The sequence below is a fragment of the Kitasatospora sp. NPDC028961 genome, assembly GCF_055564815.1.
Window position 1 is genome coordinate 59672 of record NZ_JBVHVO010000026.1, and the last position, 14062, is coordinate 73733.

Below are 14062 nucleotides of genomic sequence, written 5' to 3' on the forward strand. Positions count from 1 at the left end.
GATGGCGCCATGACCGAACACCCCGCCCCCACCGAGCCGCCGGACCCGACCGAGCCGCAGCCGCCGGCCGACCGACCGCTCCGCCGGCTGGACGCCCGCAGCCTGCGCGGGCTGGCCCATCCGCTGCGGATGCGAATCTTCGAGCTGCTGAAGCTGGACGGTCCCGCCACCGCCACCCGGCTCGCCGAACGGCTCGGCGAGAACACCGGCACCGTCAGCTGGCACCTGCGCCACCTCGCCGAGCACGGCTTCATCGAGGAGGACACCGGACGCGGCACCAAGCGCGAGCGCTGGTGGCGGCGGATCCCCGTCCGCAACGAGCTGAACACCGCCGAGTTCCGGGACGACCCGGACAGCCGGGGCGCGGTCGCGCTCTACACGCACGAGCTGGTGCAGCAGTACTTCAACCGCGTCACCTCCTACCTCAGCGAGGACTGGGCGGGCGACTGGCGCAACTCCGGCACCATCGCGGACTGGACCAACCTGCGCCTGACGCCACCTCAGCTTAAGTCCCTCAACGAGGAGTTGTTCGAGGTGATCGGCCGCCACACCCCCGCCCCGGACGCCGACCCGGCGCCGGACGCGCTGCCGGTCGTGGTGCAGCTGCAGTCCTTCCCCCGTACGTCGCGCGGTGCCGAATGAGCGCCGGCGCCCGCGGCTCGCTGCTCCGCCGCAACCGGGACTTCCGGCTTCTCTTCACCGGCGAGGTCGCCGGCAGGTTCGGCGGCGCCCTCACCAATCTGTCGTTACCGCTGATCGCCGTCGGCGTCCTGCACGCCGGCGCCTTCGAGGCCGCCCTGCTGGTCGCCGCGAAGTGGGTGCCCTGGTTGCTGATCGGCCTGCCGGCCGGCGCCTGGGTCGACCGGATGCGCCGACGGACGGTCATGCTCGTCTCCACCGCCGTCTCCCTGGTGCTCCACCTCACCGTCCCCGCCGCCGCCGTGCTCGGCGTCCTCACCACCGGCCAGCTCCTCGCGGTCGCCACGGCGACCGGCGCCGCCGAGGTCTTCTTCCAGACCGCGTACACCGCCTACCTCCCCACCCTCGTCGCCGAACCGGACCGCGCCGAGGGGAACGCCGCCCTGCACGGCAGCGCCTCGGCCGCCCAGATCGTCGGGCTCGGCGCCGGCGGCGCCGCCGCCCAGACCTTCGGACCGGTCAACAGCCTGCTCGCGAACACCGCCACGTTCCTCCTCTCGCTCCTCTCCACCGCCGCCATCCGCACCCGCGAGCCCGCCCCGGCGGCACGCCGCGGCGACCACCCGGGCACCGCCCCGAGCCCCCACCCGAACCTTCGGCGCGAGGTCTCCGAGGGCCTGCGCCTGATCACCGGCGACGTCTGGCTGCGCACCTTCGCCCTCCACGGGGCGCTGGCCAACATGGCCCTGATGGCCTTCCAGTCGATCCAGGTCGTCTTCCTGGTCGACCAGGCCCGTCTCTCCGAGGGCGCGATCGGCGCGGTGGTCGGCGCCGCCGGTGCCGGCGGCGTCCTCGGCGCGGCCGTCGCCCGCCGGGTCGGAGCCGCGATCGGCACCGCCCGCGCCCTGATGCTCTTCCTGTTCTGGGTGCCGATGCTGGCCCTGCTGATCCCGCTGACCGGGCCGGGCGCCGGTGTCGCCTGCTACGTCCTCGGCGGTTTCGCCGTCTCGGCGGGCATCGTCGCCGGGAACGTCCTCCGGGCCACCTTCCAGCAGCGCCACGTCCCCGCCCGGGTGCTCGGCCGGATCAGCGCGAGCGGTTCCTTCCTCAACTACGGCGCCATCCCCCTCGGCGCCCTGGCCAGCGGCGCGACCGCCTCCGCCGTCGGGGTGGTGCCCGCGATGTGGCTGGCCACCGCCGCCGTCCCGCTCGCCGCCGCCGTCCTCTGGCTGTCCCCGCTGCCCCACCTGCGCGACCTCCCGGACGGCTCCGCCGCGCCGGCCACCCCGGCCGCCTCCCCCACCCCGGTCGGCCGAACCTGACGGGGCGGCACCCCGCCCCCCGGCACCCCGCCCCCGGCGCCGCGACACCGAGCCGTCCGGCGCGCCGACACCGGGCCCGCCCCGGCCCGGAGCCGTACGTTTCTCGTATGGCACGGAGCGCACGAGCCGGCCGGCTCGCACCCCCCAGCTGGCTCACCGCAGGCCTGCGCCCGCACCCCGCGCCGATCCCCTGGGCGGCCGTCGCCCGCGCCGCCGTCGCCCTCTCCGCACCGCTCGCCGTCGGTTTCGCGGCCGGGCAGCCCCAGTACGGCGCGCTGGCCTCCATGGGGGCGCTCTCCGGAGTCATCGGCGACACCGCCGACGCCTACCGGATGCGGGTCTACAACATCGCCGTCCCCCAGCTCTTCGGCGCCGTCGGCGTCACCCTCGGCACCCTGGTGTACGGGGAGGGCTGGCTCGCCGTCGTCGTGCTCACCCTGATCGCGCTGGTCTCCGGCATGATCTCCTCGATCGGTTCGGTCGCCTCGGTGTCGGGGCTGCTGCTCCTGCTCAACGCCGTCGTCGGGGCCGGCCTGCCGATGCCGGCGCCCTGGTGGAAGCCGCCGCTGCTGCTCCTCCTCGGCGGCCTGGTGGTGCTCGCGCTCACCCTGTTCGCCTGGCCGCTGCGCGGTGGCGTCCCGGAGCGGACGGCGGTCGCGCAGACGTACCGAACCGTCGCCGACTTCCTCCGGGCGGCGGGCACCCCGGCGCACGACGAACGGCGCCTGGCCGTCACCCACTCGCTCAACCGGTCCTACGACCTGCTGCTCGCCCACCGCACCCGCCGGCACGGCCGCTCCCCCGGCCTCACCCGGCTGCTCGCCCAGCTCAACGCCGTGATCCCGGTCGTGGAGGCCGCCTCGGCGGCGAAACTGCGCCCGGCCTCGCTCGGCCCGCTGCCGGACGCCTACCAGGCGGCGGCCCGGGCCCTGGCCGACACCGTCGAGCGGGGGCGGCCCGGCGAGCCGCACACGCTGGACCTGCCACCGCCGACCGGTCCCTCGGAGCGGGCCGTCGACCAGGCGCTGCGGTACGCGGCCGCCGTCGCCGGGGAGCCCGCGCCGGACCCGTTCGGCGGGGCCGACCGGCTCGGCCGCCCCGCCGTGCTGCACGTCCGGGCCCGCCGCGCGGCCCGCGCGGCCCTGCTGTCCGGGGCGTCCTGGCGCTACGGCCTGCGGCTGGCCCTGTGCATCGGCGTCGCCCAGACGCTGGTCTCGGTGATCGCCGTGCCCCGCTCGTACTGGGTGGCACTGACCGTCACCTTCGTGATGAAGCCCGACTTCGGCTCGGTCTTCTCGCGCGCCGTGCTGCGGGCGTTCGGCACGGCGGTCGGCCTGCTGATCGCCATCCCGGTCCTCGCCGAGGTGCCGCGCGGGTGGTGGGACGTGCCGACCATCGCCCTGCTCGCGATGCTGATCCCGGCGTTCTCCGCGAAGGGCTACGCCTTCCAGACCGCGGCGATCACCCCGGTCATCCTGCTCCTCTCCGACCTGCTCAACCACCAGGGGTTCCGGCTGGTGGCGCCCCGGCTCTACGACTCGCTGATCGGCTGCGGGGTCTCGCTGATCGCCGGCTACCTGCTCTGGCTGGAGTCCTGGCACACCCGGATCGGCGACCGGCTCGCGGACGCCGCGGCGGACACCGCGGCCTACGTCAGGCTGGCGTTCGACGCGGACCCCGGCCGGGACCAGTCGGCCCGGCTGCGCCACCGGCGCAGGCTCTACCGCGACCTGTCCGCCGTGCGGTCGGAGTTCCAGCGGGCGCTCACCGAACCCCCGCCCACCGGGGCGCGGGCCGCCGCGTGGTGGCCGCTGGTCATCGCCGTCGAGCGGATCGTGGAGGCCACCACCGCCACCCGGGTCCGGATCGACCACGGGGTGCCCCCGCCACCGGCGGCCGAGGTCGCCACCATCACCCGTGAGCTCGACGAGCTCGCGGCGGCCCTGCGCGCCGACGCTCCGCGACCCGCGACCCCTCCGCCGTCCGATCCGGCCGCCGGCACCGGGCGGACCGGCGGAGAGACCGGGCCGGAGACCGGCGAGGAGACCGGCGAGGAGTCCGGCGGAGAGTCCGCCGAGGACGGCGTGCTGGCGCCGCTGCGCCAGGAGGTGCGGGCCGCCCGCGCGATCGCCTCCCCGGGCCCGGGCTGAGCACCGGCCCCCCTCACGCGGGACACCTCCCCCGGCCCGGCTTGAGCACGCACCACGCGGGACGCCTGCCGACCCCGCGCTCAGTCCTGGATCCGCTGCCAGGGCCGGTCCGCCTCCAGCGCGAACGCCAGCTCCAGCAGCAGCCGCTCCTGGCCGTGCGCGGCCGAGAGGTGCACCCCGATCGGCAGCCCGTTCCCGGCCGACTCGGCGGGCAGCGAGATCCCGGGACCGCCGGTCACGTTGTTCACCGGGGTGAAGGCCACGTACCGGCCCAGCCGGTCCAGCAGCTCGTCGAACGCCACGTTCGGGCTCAAGTGCCCTATCGGCGGCGCGACATGGGCCAGCACCGGCGAGAGGATCACGTCGTGCTCGCGGAACAGTCCGCCGTACGCCGCCTCCGCCTGCCGGAGCCGGCGCAGCACGCCGGGCGTGCGCAGGAACTCCCGGTGGAAGCGCCGCCGCAGCCCCGTGGTCAGACCGTCCAGCTTCCGCGCCTGGAAGCCCGGGTCCAGGAGCAGCCGTCCCGTGGTGGCGATCATGAAGGCGATGCAGCCCCAGTAGAGCGTGAAGTCGCGGGAGAAGTCCTCTCCGAACGGCAGCGTCGCGGGCGTGACCTTGTGCCCCATCGCCTCCAGCCGCGCCGCCGTCCGCTCGACCGCCTGCCGGGTCGGCCCGTCGGTGACGGCGATCGGGGAGTCCACCACCAGGCCGACCCGCAGCGGCCGGTCCCCCGGGCCCTCCACCAGTCCGAGCGGCGGCAGCGCCGGATTGCGGTGGTGGAGTTCGGCGGCGGCGAAGAAGGCGGCGGTGTCCCGGACGGAGCGCGTCACCACACCGTCCGTCACCAGGTCGATCGGCAGCCGGCGGCCCTGGTCGTTGGCGACCAGCCGGCCGCGGGTCGGCTTCAGGCCGACCAGGCCGCAGCAGGCGGCCGGTATGCGGATCGACCCGCCGCCGTCGTTGGCGTGCGCGATCGGCACGACGCCCGCCGCGACCAGCGCGGCCGCGCCGCCGGAGGAGGCCCCCGGCGAGTGCGAGGTCCGCCACGGGTTGCGGACCGGCCGAGCCTCGGCGAACTCGGTCGAGGCGTTGAGGCCGAACTCCGGCATCCTGGTCTTGCCCAGCACCGCCAGGCCGGTACTGAGGAACTGCTCGGCGAAGCCGGCGTCGCGCCGCGCCGGCTTGGCGCGGAACGCCGAACTGCCCTGCCCGGTGGGCATCCCCCGCAGGTCCACGTTGTCCTTGAGGTAGCTCGGGACCCCGAACAGCGGGGCCCCACCACCGGCCGGGGCGCTGCGCGGCTGCCCGTACGACGCGAACGCGACGGGTGCCAGCGCCGCGTCGACCCGCTCGGCGCGCGCCGCCGCGGCGGCGGCCAGCTCACCGGGAGCGACCTCGCCGGACCGTACCAGCGCCGCCAGTGCGACCGCGTCGTGCTCCCCCAACGCGTCGTCCCCGAACGCGTGGACCCGCTCCTCGGCCATCCGAACTCCCCATCCCTACCGGTCGGTAATACCGCGCGAGTTCCGCAGTCTAGGCGTGCTCCGCCCGCCCGGACACCCCACCGGACGGCCGGGCGGGCGGGCCCGGCGACCGGGCCACCCGATCCGACGCACCGTGAGCAACGCCGTGAGCAACGCCCGCCCGACGCCGTGCGGGCCTTCGGTGCTCCCGCCCCGGCGGCATCCCCCCGTACGCTGAGGTGCCCCGGGAACACCCCTGCGGTGTCGCCCGGGACGCCCGGCAGCACCCAACGAGCCCTCTCCCGAAGGCGGTCCGCCATGACCCGACTCCCGGTCGCCGTACTCGGCGAGTGCGTCGCCGACGCGTTCACCGACTCCTCCGCCGAGCGGCGCCCCGGCGAACTCGCGCTGCGCGTCCTGCCCGGCGGCGGCCCCGCCAACACCGCCGTCGCGCTGGCCCGGCTGGGCACCCCGACCCGCTTCCTCGGCCGGATCTCCGCCGACCCCTTCGGGGCGCTGTTCCGACAGCACCTCGACTCCTCCGGCGTCGACCTCGGCGGCAGTGTCACGGCGACCGAACCCAGCACCCTGGCCATCGCCACCGTGGACGAACTGGGCCAGGCCCGCTACTCGTTCCACGCCGAGGGCACCGCCGACTGGGCCTGGACGCCGGCCGAGCTCGGCGCCCTCCCGCTGGCCGGCGTGGGCTGTCTGCACACCGGCTCGCTCGCCCTGGTCCGCGAGCCCGGCGGCCCCCGCGTCGAGGAGTTGCTGACCCGGGTCCCCGGCCGCCCGACCGTGTCGATCGACCCCAACGTGCGTCCGCTGCTGGTCGATCCGGCACGCTACCGGTCCCGGCTCCCGCACTGGTGCGCGGCCGCCGACATCCTGCGGCTCAGCGCGGACGACCTCGACCTGCTGCTGCCCGGCGTCAGTCCCGAACGCGCCTGCGACGACTGGCACCTGGCCGGTGTCCGACTGGTCGTGATCACCCTGGGCGGCCGGGGCGCGCTGGCCTCGCTGGACGGCGAGCGGCTGACCGTCGACGCTCCGCGGACCGCCGTGGTCGACACCATCGGCGCCGGCGACGCCTTCACCGGCGGCCTGCTGCACCACCTCGGCGGGATCGGCCGGCTCGGCGGCCGCCTCGACGGGCTGACCCCGGAGGAGGTGCACGACGCCTGCCGCTTCGCCGCCCGGGTGGCCGCCCTGACCTGCTCGGTCGCCGGCCCCAACCCGCCCTGGCACGCCGACCTCCGGGACCGGGCCGACTCGTAGCCCGACGCCCCGCACCGGCAGGCCGTGCGCCGGCATCCCGTCGGCCGCCCCGGGTAGGCTCCGAAGATCACCCGTACACCGACCGTCGGCCCCTCGACCCTCGCCCGGCACACCACGATCACTCCGCGATCCCACCGTGTTCCCACGAAGGCAGGCCCCCTTGCTCGACTACGACGACACCGGGTTCCGCCGCGCCGGCGCCCCGCACCGGATCATCTCCGGCGCCCTGCACTACTTCCGCGTCCACCCCGACCTCTGGGACGACCGCCTGCGCCGGCTGCGCGCGATGGGCGCCAACACCGTCGACACCTACGTCCCCTGGAACTTCCACGAACTGTCCTCCGGCGAGTTCGACTTCACCGGCTGGCGGGACATCGCCCGGTTCGCCGGACTGGCGCGGGCGAACGGCCTGGACGTGATCCTGCGCCCCGGCCCGTACATCTGCGCGGAGTGGGAGTTCGGCGGCCTCCCGGCCCGCCTGCTCGCCGCCGACGGCGTGCGGCTGCGCTGCGCCGACCCGGCCTTCCTGGCCGAGGTGGACGGCTGGTTCGACGCCGTGGTGCCCGAGATCCTGCCGCTGCTGGCGAGCCGCGGCGGCCCGGTGGTCGCCGTCCAGGTCGAGAACGAGTACGGCAGCTACGGCGACGACGCCGGGTACCTGGCCCACCTGCGCGACGGCCTGCTCGGCCGGGGCCTGGACTGCCTGCTCTTCACCACGGACGGCGCCGAGGACGCCATGCAGCAGGGCGGCGCGATCCCCGGCCAGTTGGCCACCGCCACCTTCGGGTCGCGGGCCGCCGAGCGCTTCGCCGTCCTGCGCCGCCACCAGCCCAAGGGCCCGCTGACGGCGATGGAGTTCTGGATCGGCTGGTTCGACCGGGTCGGCGGGCCGCACCACGTCCGCGACGCCGGGGAGTCCGCGCGCTCCCTCGACGAACTCCTCGCCACCGGCGCCTCGGTCAACCTCTACATGGCCCACGGCGGCACCAACTTCGGCTTCTGGTCGGGCGCCAACCACTTCGGCGCCCATCCGTACGACGCCGGGTACGAGCCCACCTCCACCAGCTACGACTACGACGCGCCGATCGGCGAGGCGGGTGAACTGACCGACAAGTTCCACGCGTTCCGGTCCGTCATCGCCAAGTACGCCCCACTGCCGGACGCGGCGCTGCCGGAGCCCGCCCCGCGCGTCGCGCCGCAGCGGCTCGCAGGCCCGACCGGCCGTGCCCGCCTGCTGGCCTCCCTCGACGCGCTGTCCACGCCGGTCCGCAGCGCGACGCCGGAGCCGATGGAGCGGGTCGGCCAGTCCCGCGGCCTGATCCACTACCGCACCCGGGTGCCCGGGCCCCGCCCGGCCGCGGCGCTGCGGATCGACGGGATCGGCGACCGGGCCCTCGTCTTCGCCGACGGCGTGCCGCTCGGCGTCCTGGACCGCAATGCCCCCGGCGGGACGCTGCCGCTGGAGAGCGGCCCGGCCGGCGCGGCGCTCGACATCCTGGTGGAGGCACTCGGCCGGGTGAACTACGGCCCTCAGCTGGACGACCGCAAGGGCATCGGCCGCGGCGTCTCGCACGGCTCCCAGCGCCTCTTCGACTGGGAGATCCGCCCGCTCCCGCTCGACGACCTGGGCCCGCTCGCCTTCGGTGACGCCACCGCGCCGGCCGCCGACGGCGACCCGGTCTTCCACCGCTTCGAGGCCGCGCTGGACGCCCCCGCCGACGCCTTCGTCGCCCTCCCGGACTGGGGCCGGGGCCTGCTCTGGCTGAACGGCTTCCTGCTCGGCCGCTACACCCGGCAGGGCCCGCAGCGCACCCTCTACGCGCCGGCCCCGCTCTGGCGGGCCGGCCGCAACGAGCTGGTCGTCCTCGAACTGGAGACCCACGGGGAGGCGGTCGAACTCCGCGACACGCCGGACCTCGGCCCCACGGCGGCGGCGCCCAGCGCGGACTACTGAGGCCACCCGGAGCGCCGAGCCCCCGGCGCCCGGAACCCGGCGGGCCCCCGCCCCGCGAACGGCCTCGGCCGGCGCGGACGCGGCGGTCCGGCCGCTCCCCCCGGCGATGGCACCATCGCCAGATGGTGCTACTGTCGATATCACCATGTTGCTCAAGCTGGACCTCACCGACAACCGCCCCCTGCACGAGCAGGTCGCGGGTGCGATCCGGCGCGCGATCGCCGAGGGCGAGTGCGCGCCGGGCGACCGGCTGCCGCCCGCCCGGGAGCTCTCCCGCGCGCTCGGCGTCAACGCCAACACCGTCCTGCGGGGCCTGCGGGCCCTCCGGGACGAGGGCGTGCTGGAGTTCCGCCGGGGGCGCGGCGTGACCGTCGCCGGCGGCGCCGGCCAGCGCGCCGAACTGGCCCGGCAGGCGGCCGAACTGGTCGCCGAAGCGGCCCGCCTGGGGTACAGCCGGGCCGATCTCGTCGAACTGATCAGGAGGCTGCCGTGAGCAGTGGGGGGAACCGGAATCGTGGAGCGCGCTGGAGCGCGGCGGCCTGGGTGGCCGGCGTCCTGGCGGCGCTGGTCGCCCTGCCGCTGAGTGCCGCCGGGCGGCTGCCCGAGCGGGTGGCCACCCACTGGGGCGACGGCGGGCACCCGGACGGCTCGCTGCCCCGCTGGGCCGTCCCGCTCTTCCCCGCCCTGATCTGGGCGGTCCTGGTGCTGGTCCTCGCCCTGCTGACCCGGCGCACGACCCTGCCGGCGCGCCCCTGGTTCGGCGCGACGCTGCTCTTCACCGGCGTCCTGCTGACCGGCGCCCAGGCCGCCATCGTGCACGCCAACCTGGACCGCGCCGACTGGGCCGAGGCCGACGGGGTCGGCGCCGCGGTCGCCCTGACCCTGGGCGCGGCGCTGCTCGCCGGCCTGCTGGGCCTGCTCGTCGGCCGGCGCGGTACGACGGCCGCCGCGGCCCCGGCCGGCGGACCAGTGCTCGACGTCCCCGTGGGAGAGCGGTTCGTCTGGCTCTCCTGGACGACCAACCCCTGGCTCCAGCTGACCGCCGCCGTGTTCGGTCTGGCCGCGGCGGCCGGGGCGATCGCCGCGGCCGGCGGGCTCATCGACGCCCCCTGGGCGGCGATCGCCCCGCTGGCCCTCGGCGCCGCGGCGGTGCTCGGCTGCTCCTCCGTCCAGGCCCGGGTGACGCCCGAGGGGCTGGAGGTGGCCTTCGGCCCGGCGGGCTGGCCGGTCCGGCGCTGGCCGATCCAGGACATCGAGTCGGCCCGCGTCGAACAGCGGACGCCCGCCCAGGTCGGCGGCTGGGGCTACCGGCTGAGCGGGCTGGGCACCACCGTGATGCTCCGGCGCGGCGAGTGCCTGGTCGTCCACCCGCGCACGGGCGCGGAGTTCGCGGTCAGCGTCGACGACGCCGAGCGCGGCGCCGCCCTGCTCAACACCCTCGCGGCGCAGCGGGCCGACAGATGACCACGCCCCGGCCGGCCCCGAAGGAACCGCATGCCCGGCAGGAATGCGCCCGGCTCAGCGGTGGTTGAGGCTTCGACAGGCCGATGATCAAGGCCTGACCAGGTGTGCGACCTCGGGGGGAACCAATGTCGAGCAGTACCACCGTCCATGGCAGCGTGGCGCCGGGATTCGAGGGGGTGCGCGCGGAGTTCGCCGCCGTCGTGGCCACCGATCCGGGCCACGGCGGCGCCCAGCTGGCCGCCCATCTGGACGGCCGCCGGGTGGTGGACCTCTGGACGGGCGAGGGCATGGCGGGTGACTCGCTGCTCTCCCTCTACTCCTCGGCGAAGGGCGCCGCCCATCTGGTGGTGGCGCTGCTGGTGCAGCGGGGCGTGCTCGGCCTGGACGAGGAAGTGGCCCGTCACTGGCCGGAGTTCGCGGCGGAGGGCAAGGCCGGGATCACCCTGCGGCAGGTACTGGAGCACCGGGCCGGACTGATCGGTGTCGACGGCGGCTTCACCGTCGAGGAGTTGGCGGACGACCGGCGGATCGCCGCCCGGCTGGCCCGTCAGAAGCCCTACTGGGAGCCCGGGACGGCCTACGGCTACCACGCCTTCGTCATCGCCGCGCTCACTGGCGAGGTGGTCCGCCGCCGCACCGGCCGGTCCATCCAGGAGCTCTACGAGGAGGAGGTCCGGGCGCCGTACGGGCTCGACTTCCACTTCGGCCTGCCGGCCGGTCTGGAGCCGCGCCACCTGCCCGTGCTGGCCGCCCGCCCCACGCCGGAGCAGCGCGCGGCGGCCGGCGAGCCGCCCGCTCCGGACAGCCTCACCGGGATCGCCTTCAACCTGAACGCCGACCCGCCCACCGACCTGGTGGAGTTCGCCGGCACCCCCGCGGTCCGCGCCCTCGGCCCGGCCTCCGCCGGCGGGGTGGGCAGCGCCCGCGGGCTGGCGGCGATGTACGCGGCGGCCGCCTTCGGGCTCGGCGGCCGGCCGCCGCTGCTGACGGCGGAGACGATCGCCGAGTTCGGCCCGGTCCGGACGACCGGCGTCGACCTGGTCACCGGTGAGCGCGACCACTTCGGCCTCGGCTTCGAGGCGCAGGGGTCGCGCTACCCCTTCCTGGGGCCGGACGCCTTCGGACACAGCGGCGCGGTGGGCGCCCAGTCGTTCGCCGATCCTCGCAGCAAAGTGGCGTACGGCTACACCCGCCGCAGGTTCGGCACCGAAGGCGGTGGTGCGCCGGAGAACCACGCGCTGGCCGCGGCCGTCCTCCGCGCCGCCGCGGCGGTGCGCTGAGGACGGGTGCCCGGCCGGGCCTGCGCGGCCGGCCGGGCACCCGCCGCCGTCACTGGTCCGAGTAGCTGAGGTCCCCCAGGGTCCAGCTGCTGACGTCGTCGATCGCGATGCGGTACATCCCGCCGGTGTGCGGGAGGCCGAAGCTGCCCTGCAGGATCTTGGCGAGGTGCAGGTGCAGGTGGGTCACCGGGGCGTCGGCGTCCGTCACCGCGTCGGCGAACAGCGGCGCGAAGGGTTTGAGGTGGTCGGACGCTTCCAGGACTTCGGCGACTCGTTCCCGCCAGACAGTCTCGGCGGCGAGCCGCCCGGTGATGACTGCGCCGGGGACGACCACGGTGATCGGCATCTGATTACTGCCCGTCGACTCCACCATCGCGGTGATACTGATGAGCAACGGATCCGGGTTCGGCATACCGCCAGGCTAACGGACCGGACCCGGCGGAGTCAGGGTCCCCGGCCCGCCGGCTTCGCTCCGGCCGGTCCCGGCGCCGCCGGGCGGCCGCGGGCGCCCACGGCCGCCCGGCCCGCGCCCGGGAACGCCGAAGGGCCTGCACCGTGCGCGAAGCGCAGTGCAGGCCCGTGCTGTTCGGCCGGGGCCGCTCAGCGGTGCGTACTACAGGGGGCGAATGTTCTCCGCCTGCGGGCCCTTCTGGCCCTGCGTGACGTCGAACTCGACCTTCTGGCCCTCGAGCAGCTCACGGAAGCCCTGGGCGTTGATGTTCGAGTAGTGGGCGAAGACGTCCGGGCCGCCACCCTCCTGCTCGATGAAGCCGAAGCCCTTCTCCGCGTTGAACCACTTCACAGTGCCATTAGCCATAAAAATTCTCCTTGAAAGGGCAAATCCGGAGCTTCGCACCTCGCGAAGTCCCGCGTCGCCGCGATGAGGCCCACCCGAGGAAAATCCGGGAAAACAAAATGCGCCAGCGGTTACAACCGGCAGGCGCACACAGAGTTCATGGGAACCAAAACTGCAACTGACGTCGACTGTAGCAGGTGCGGGCGCGAAACGGGGTCCTTTTCCGGGCGCGTCCGCGGGGTGGCATCCGGCACCGTCCGGCCCGGCCGCGCGCGGGCGCTTCCGAACGCGGGCGCCGCCCGCCCCGGGAGGCGGGCGGCGCCCCTGGACGGGCCCCCGGGCTCAGCCCAGCGGCTTGTCGAGCACCGCCTTGGTGTGGCTGAACGTCGCCAGCGAGTACTCGCCGTGGTAGTTGCCCATGCCACTCTCCCCGACGCCGCCGAACGGCAGTTCGGGTACGGCCAGATGGGACACCGGAAGGCCGAAGACCAGGGCACCGGAGGAGGTCTCCTCGGCGAGCCGGCGCTTGGTCGTCTCCGACTCCGTGAAGGCGTAGAGCGCGAGCGGCTTCTCCCGCGCGGTGACGAAGGCGATCGCCGCGTCGAGATCGGCCACCTCCAGTACCGGCAGCACCGGGCCGAAGATCTCCTCGCGCATCACCGGGGCGTCCGGATCCACGTCGGCCAGCACGGTGGGCTCGATGAAGCGGGTGGCCCGGTCGTGGCCGCCGCCGGTGACCACGCGGCCGTCGCCGAGCAGCGCGGCCAGGCGGTCGAAGTGGCGGGTGTTGACGATCCGGCCGTACTCGGGATCAGCCGCCGGGTCCTCGCCGTAGAGCGCGCGGACGGCCTCGGCCAGGTGCCCGGCCAGCGCGGGGCCGGTGCCGCCCACGGCGAGGACGTAGTCGGGGGCCACGCAGGTCTGGCCGGCGTTGAGGAACTTGCCGGCGGCCAGCCGCCGGGCGGTGACCTCCAGGTCGGTGCCCGGGTCGACCACCACCGGGCTCTTGCCGCCGAGTTCCAGGGTCACCGGGGTCAGGTGGCGGGCGGCGGCGGTCATCACGATCCGGCCGACCGCGCCGTTGCCGGTGTAGAAGATGTGGTCGAACCGCTGCTCCAGCAGGGCGGTGGTCTCCGGGACGGCGCCCTCGACGACGGCGACGGCCTCCGGGTCGAGGTAGCGCGGGAGCAGCCGGGCCAGCGCGGCGGAGGTGGCGGGGGCCAGCTCGCTGGGCTTCACGAGGACGGCGTTGCCGGCCGCCAGCGCGCCCACCACCGGGGCCAGGGCGAGCTGGAGCGGGTAGTTCCAGGGCGCGATCACCAGCACCACGCCGAGCGGCTCCCGGACCACCCGGGCGGTGGCCGGGCGGAACGCCTCGGGGACGTCGGCCGGCCGCGGGCTCAGCCACTCGTCCAGGTGCCGGACGGTGTGGTCGAGCTCGTTGAGGGTGAAGGCGATCTCCGTGCGGTACGCCTCGGCGGGCCCCTTGCCGAGGTCGGCGTGGAGCGCCGCGAGGAAATCCTCGCTCCGCTCGGTGAGCAGCGCGCGCAGGGCGCCCAGCTGCTCCCGGCGCCAGGCGACCGGGCGGGTCCGGCCGCTCGCGAAGGCGGCGCGCAGACCGGCGACGACGGCGGCGGGATCGGATTCGGTGATGGCCTTCATGAGAGTACTCCCGACAGGAAATTTTGAAGCGCTTGATAGTTGACAACATCAAGC

The 14062-nt window shown here is 75.3% G+C and carries 12 protein-coding genes; 8 read left to right on the forward strand and 4 right to left on the reverse strand.

Features of this window, described 5'->3' with window-relative positions:
- The first annotated feature begins 129 nt into the window (after positions 1–129).
- The 3 genes from ACZ4UX_RS30135 (at position 130) to ACZ4UX_RS30145 (ending at position 4111) form a co-directional block, all read left to right on the forward strand.
- Positions 130–642: a helix-turn-helix domain-containing protein gene (locus tag ACZ4UX_RS30135; protein WP_465708977.1), complete on the forward strand. Its 513-nt coding sequence runs from the start codon at positions 130–132 to the stop codon at positions 640–642.
- Positions 639–1961 carry an MFS transporter gene (locus ACZ4UX_RS30140; RefSeq protein ID WP_465708956.1) on the forward strand — a complete coding sequence of 441 codons (1323 nt, stop codon included), beginning with the start codon at positions 639–641 and terminating at the stop codon, positions 1959–1961. The genes ACZ4UX_RS30135 and ACZ4UX_RS30140 overlap by 4 nt, the downstream gene beginning before the upstream one ends.
- Before the next feature lie 107 nt (positions 1962–2068).
- Entirely contained in the window at positions 2069–4111 is a 2043-nt protein-coding gene (locus ACZ4UX_RS30145) for an FUSC family protein (protein WP_465708957.1), read from the forward strand.
- An 80-nt stretch (positions 4112–4191) separates the two neighbouring features.
- Here the strand turns inward: ACZ4UX_RS30145 and ACZ4UX_RS30150 are convergent, their stop codons facing one another.
- Positions 4192–5595 carry an amidase gene (locus ACZ4UX_RS30150; RefSeq protein WP_465708958.1) on the reverse strand — a complete coding sequence of 468 codons (1404 nt, stop codon included), beginning with the start codon at positions 5593–5595 and terminating at the stop codon, positions 4192–4194.
- A gap of 297 nt (positions 5596–5892) precedes the next feature.
- Here ACZ4UX_RS30150 and ACZ4UX_RS30155 point away from each other — a divergent pair, with 297 nt between their 5' ends.
- From ACZ4UX_RS30155 to ACZ4UX_RS30175, 5 genes are all read left to right on the forward strand, one after another.
- Positions 5893–6852, forward strand: coding sequence for a carbohydrate kinase family protein (locus tag ACZ4UX_RS30155; RefSeq protein ID WP_465708959.1), 960 nt, complete (start codon positions 5893–5895; stop codon positions 6850–6852).
- A gap of 160 nt (positions 6853–7012) precedes the next feature.
- Positions 7013–8806 carry a glycoside hydrolase family 35 protein gene (locus ACZ4UX_RS30160; protein ID WP_465708960.1) on the forward strand — a complete coding sequence of 598 codons (1794 nt, stop codon included), beginning with the start codon at positions 7013–7015 and terminating at the stop codon, positions 8804–8806.
- A 145-nt stretch (positions 8807–8951) separates the two neighbouring features.
- Positions 8952–9299, forward strand: a complete 348-nt coding sequence (locus ACZ4UX_RS30165; RefSeq protein WP_329491019.1) for a GntR family transcriptional regulator — start codon at positions 8952–8954, stop codon at positions 9297–9299.
- Positions 9296–10270 (forward strand): DUF1648 domain-containing protein, encoded by a 975-nt coding sequence (locus tag ACZ4UX_RS30170; protein ID WP_465708961.1) that lies wholly within the window; start codon positions 9296–9298, stop codon positions 10268–10270. The genes ACZ4UX_RS30165 and ACZ4UX_RS30170 overlap by 4 nt, the downstream gene beginning before the upstream one ends.
- A gap of 125 nt (positions 10271–10395) precedes the next feature.
- A complete protein-coding gene (locus tag ACZ4UX_RS30175; protein ID WP_465708962.1) occupies positions 10396–11550 on the forward strand; it encodes a serine hydrolase domain-containing protein in 1155 nt (384 codons plus the stop codon).
- A 49-nt stretch (positions 11551–11599) separates the two neighbouring features.
- On the opposite strand, the gene ACZ4UX_RS30180 is transcribed toward ACZ4UX_RS30175, so the two are convergent.
- From ACZ4UX_RS30180 to ACZ4UX_RS30190, 3 genes are all read right to left on the reverse strand, one after another.
- Positions 11600–11962, reverse strand: a complete 363-nt coding sequence (locus ACZ4UX_RS30180) for a hypothetical protein (protein WP_329491017.1) — start codon at positions 11960–11962, stop codon at positions 11600–11602.
- 201 nt (positions 11963–12163) lie between these two features.
- Positions 12164–12367 (reverse strand): cold-shock protein, encoded by a 204-nt coding sequence (locus ACZ4UX_RS30185; RefSeq protein WP_042388274.1) that lies wholly within the window; start codon positions 12365–12367, stop codon positions 12164–12166.
- Positions 12368–12688: 321 nt separating this feature from the next.
- Positions 12689–14008: an aldehyde dehydrogenase family protein gene (locus tag ACZ4UX_RS30190; protein WP_465708963.1), complete on the reverse strand. Its 1320-nt coding sequence runs from the start codon at positions 14006–14008 to the stop codon at positions 12689–12691.
- Positions 14009–14062 lie beyond the last annotated feature (54 nt).

Excerpts from the sequence above, each read along its gene's own strand:
- ACZ4UX_RS30145 (WP_465708957.1), top strand. The coding sequence starts at position 2,069 with ATGGCACGGAGCGCACGAGCCGGCCGGCTCGCACCCCCCAGCTGGCTC.
- ACZ4UX_RS30155 (WP_465708959.1), top strand. The coding sequence starts at position 5,893 with ATGACCCGACTCCCGGTCGCCGTACTCGGCGAGTGCGTCGCCGACGCG.
- ACZ4UX_RS30185 (WP_042388274.1), bottom strand. The coding sequence starts at position 12,367 with ATGGCTAATGGCACTGTGAAGTGGTTCAACGCGGAGAAGGGCTTCGGC.
- ACZ4UX_RS30165 (WP_329491019.1), top strand. The coding sequence starts at position 8,952 with ATGTTGCTCAAGCTGGACCTCACCGACAACCGCCCCCTGCACGAGCAG.
- ACZ4UX_RS30175 (WP_465708962.1), top strand. The coding sequence starts at position 10,396 with ATGTCGAGCAGTACCACCGTCCATGGCAGCGTGGCGCCGGGATTCGAG.
- ACZ4UX_RS30150 (WP_465708958.1), bottom strand. The coding sequence starts at position 5,595 with ATGGCCGAGGAGCGGGTCCACGCGTTCGGGGACGACGCGTTGGGGGAG.
- ACZ4UX_RS30135 (WP_465708977.1), top strand. The coding sequence starts at position 130 with ATGCGAATCTTCGAGCTGCTGAAGCTGGACGGTCCCGCCACCGCCACC.
- ACZ4UX_RS30180 (WP_329491017.1), bottom strand. The coding sequence starts at position 11,962 with ATGCCGAACCCGGATCCGTTGCTCATCAGTATCACCGCGATGGTGGAG.
- ACZ4UX_RS30190 (WP_465708963.1), bottom strand. The coding sequence starts at position 14,008 with ATGAAGGCCATCACCGAATCCGATCCCGCCGCCGTCGTCGCCGGTCTG.
- ACZ4UX_RS30140 (WP_465708956.1), top strand. The coding sequence starts at position 639 with ATGAGCGCCGGCGCCCGCGGCTCGCTGCTCCGCCGCAACCGGGACTTC.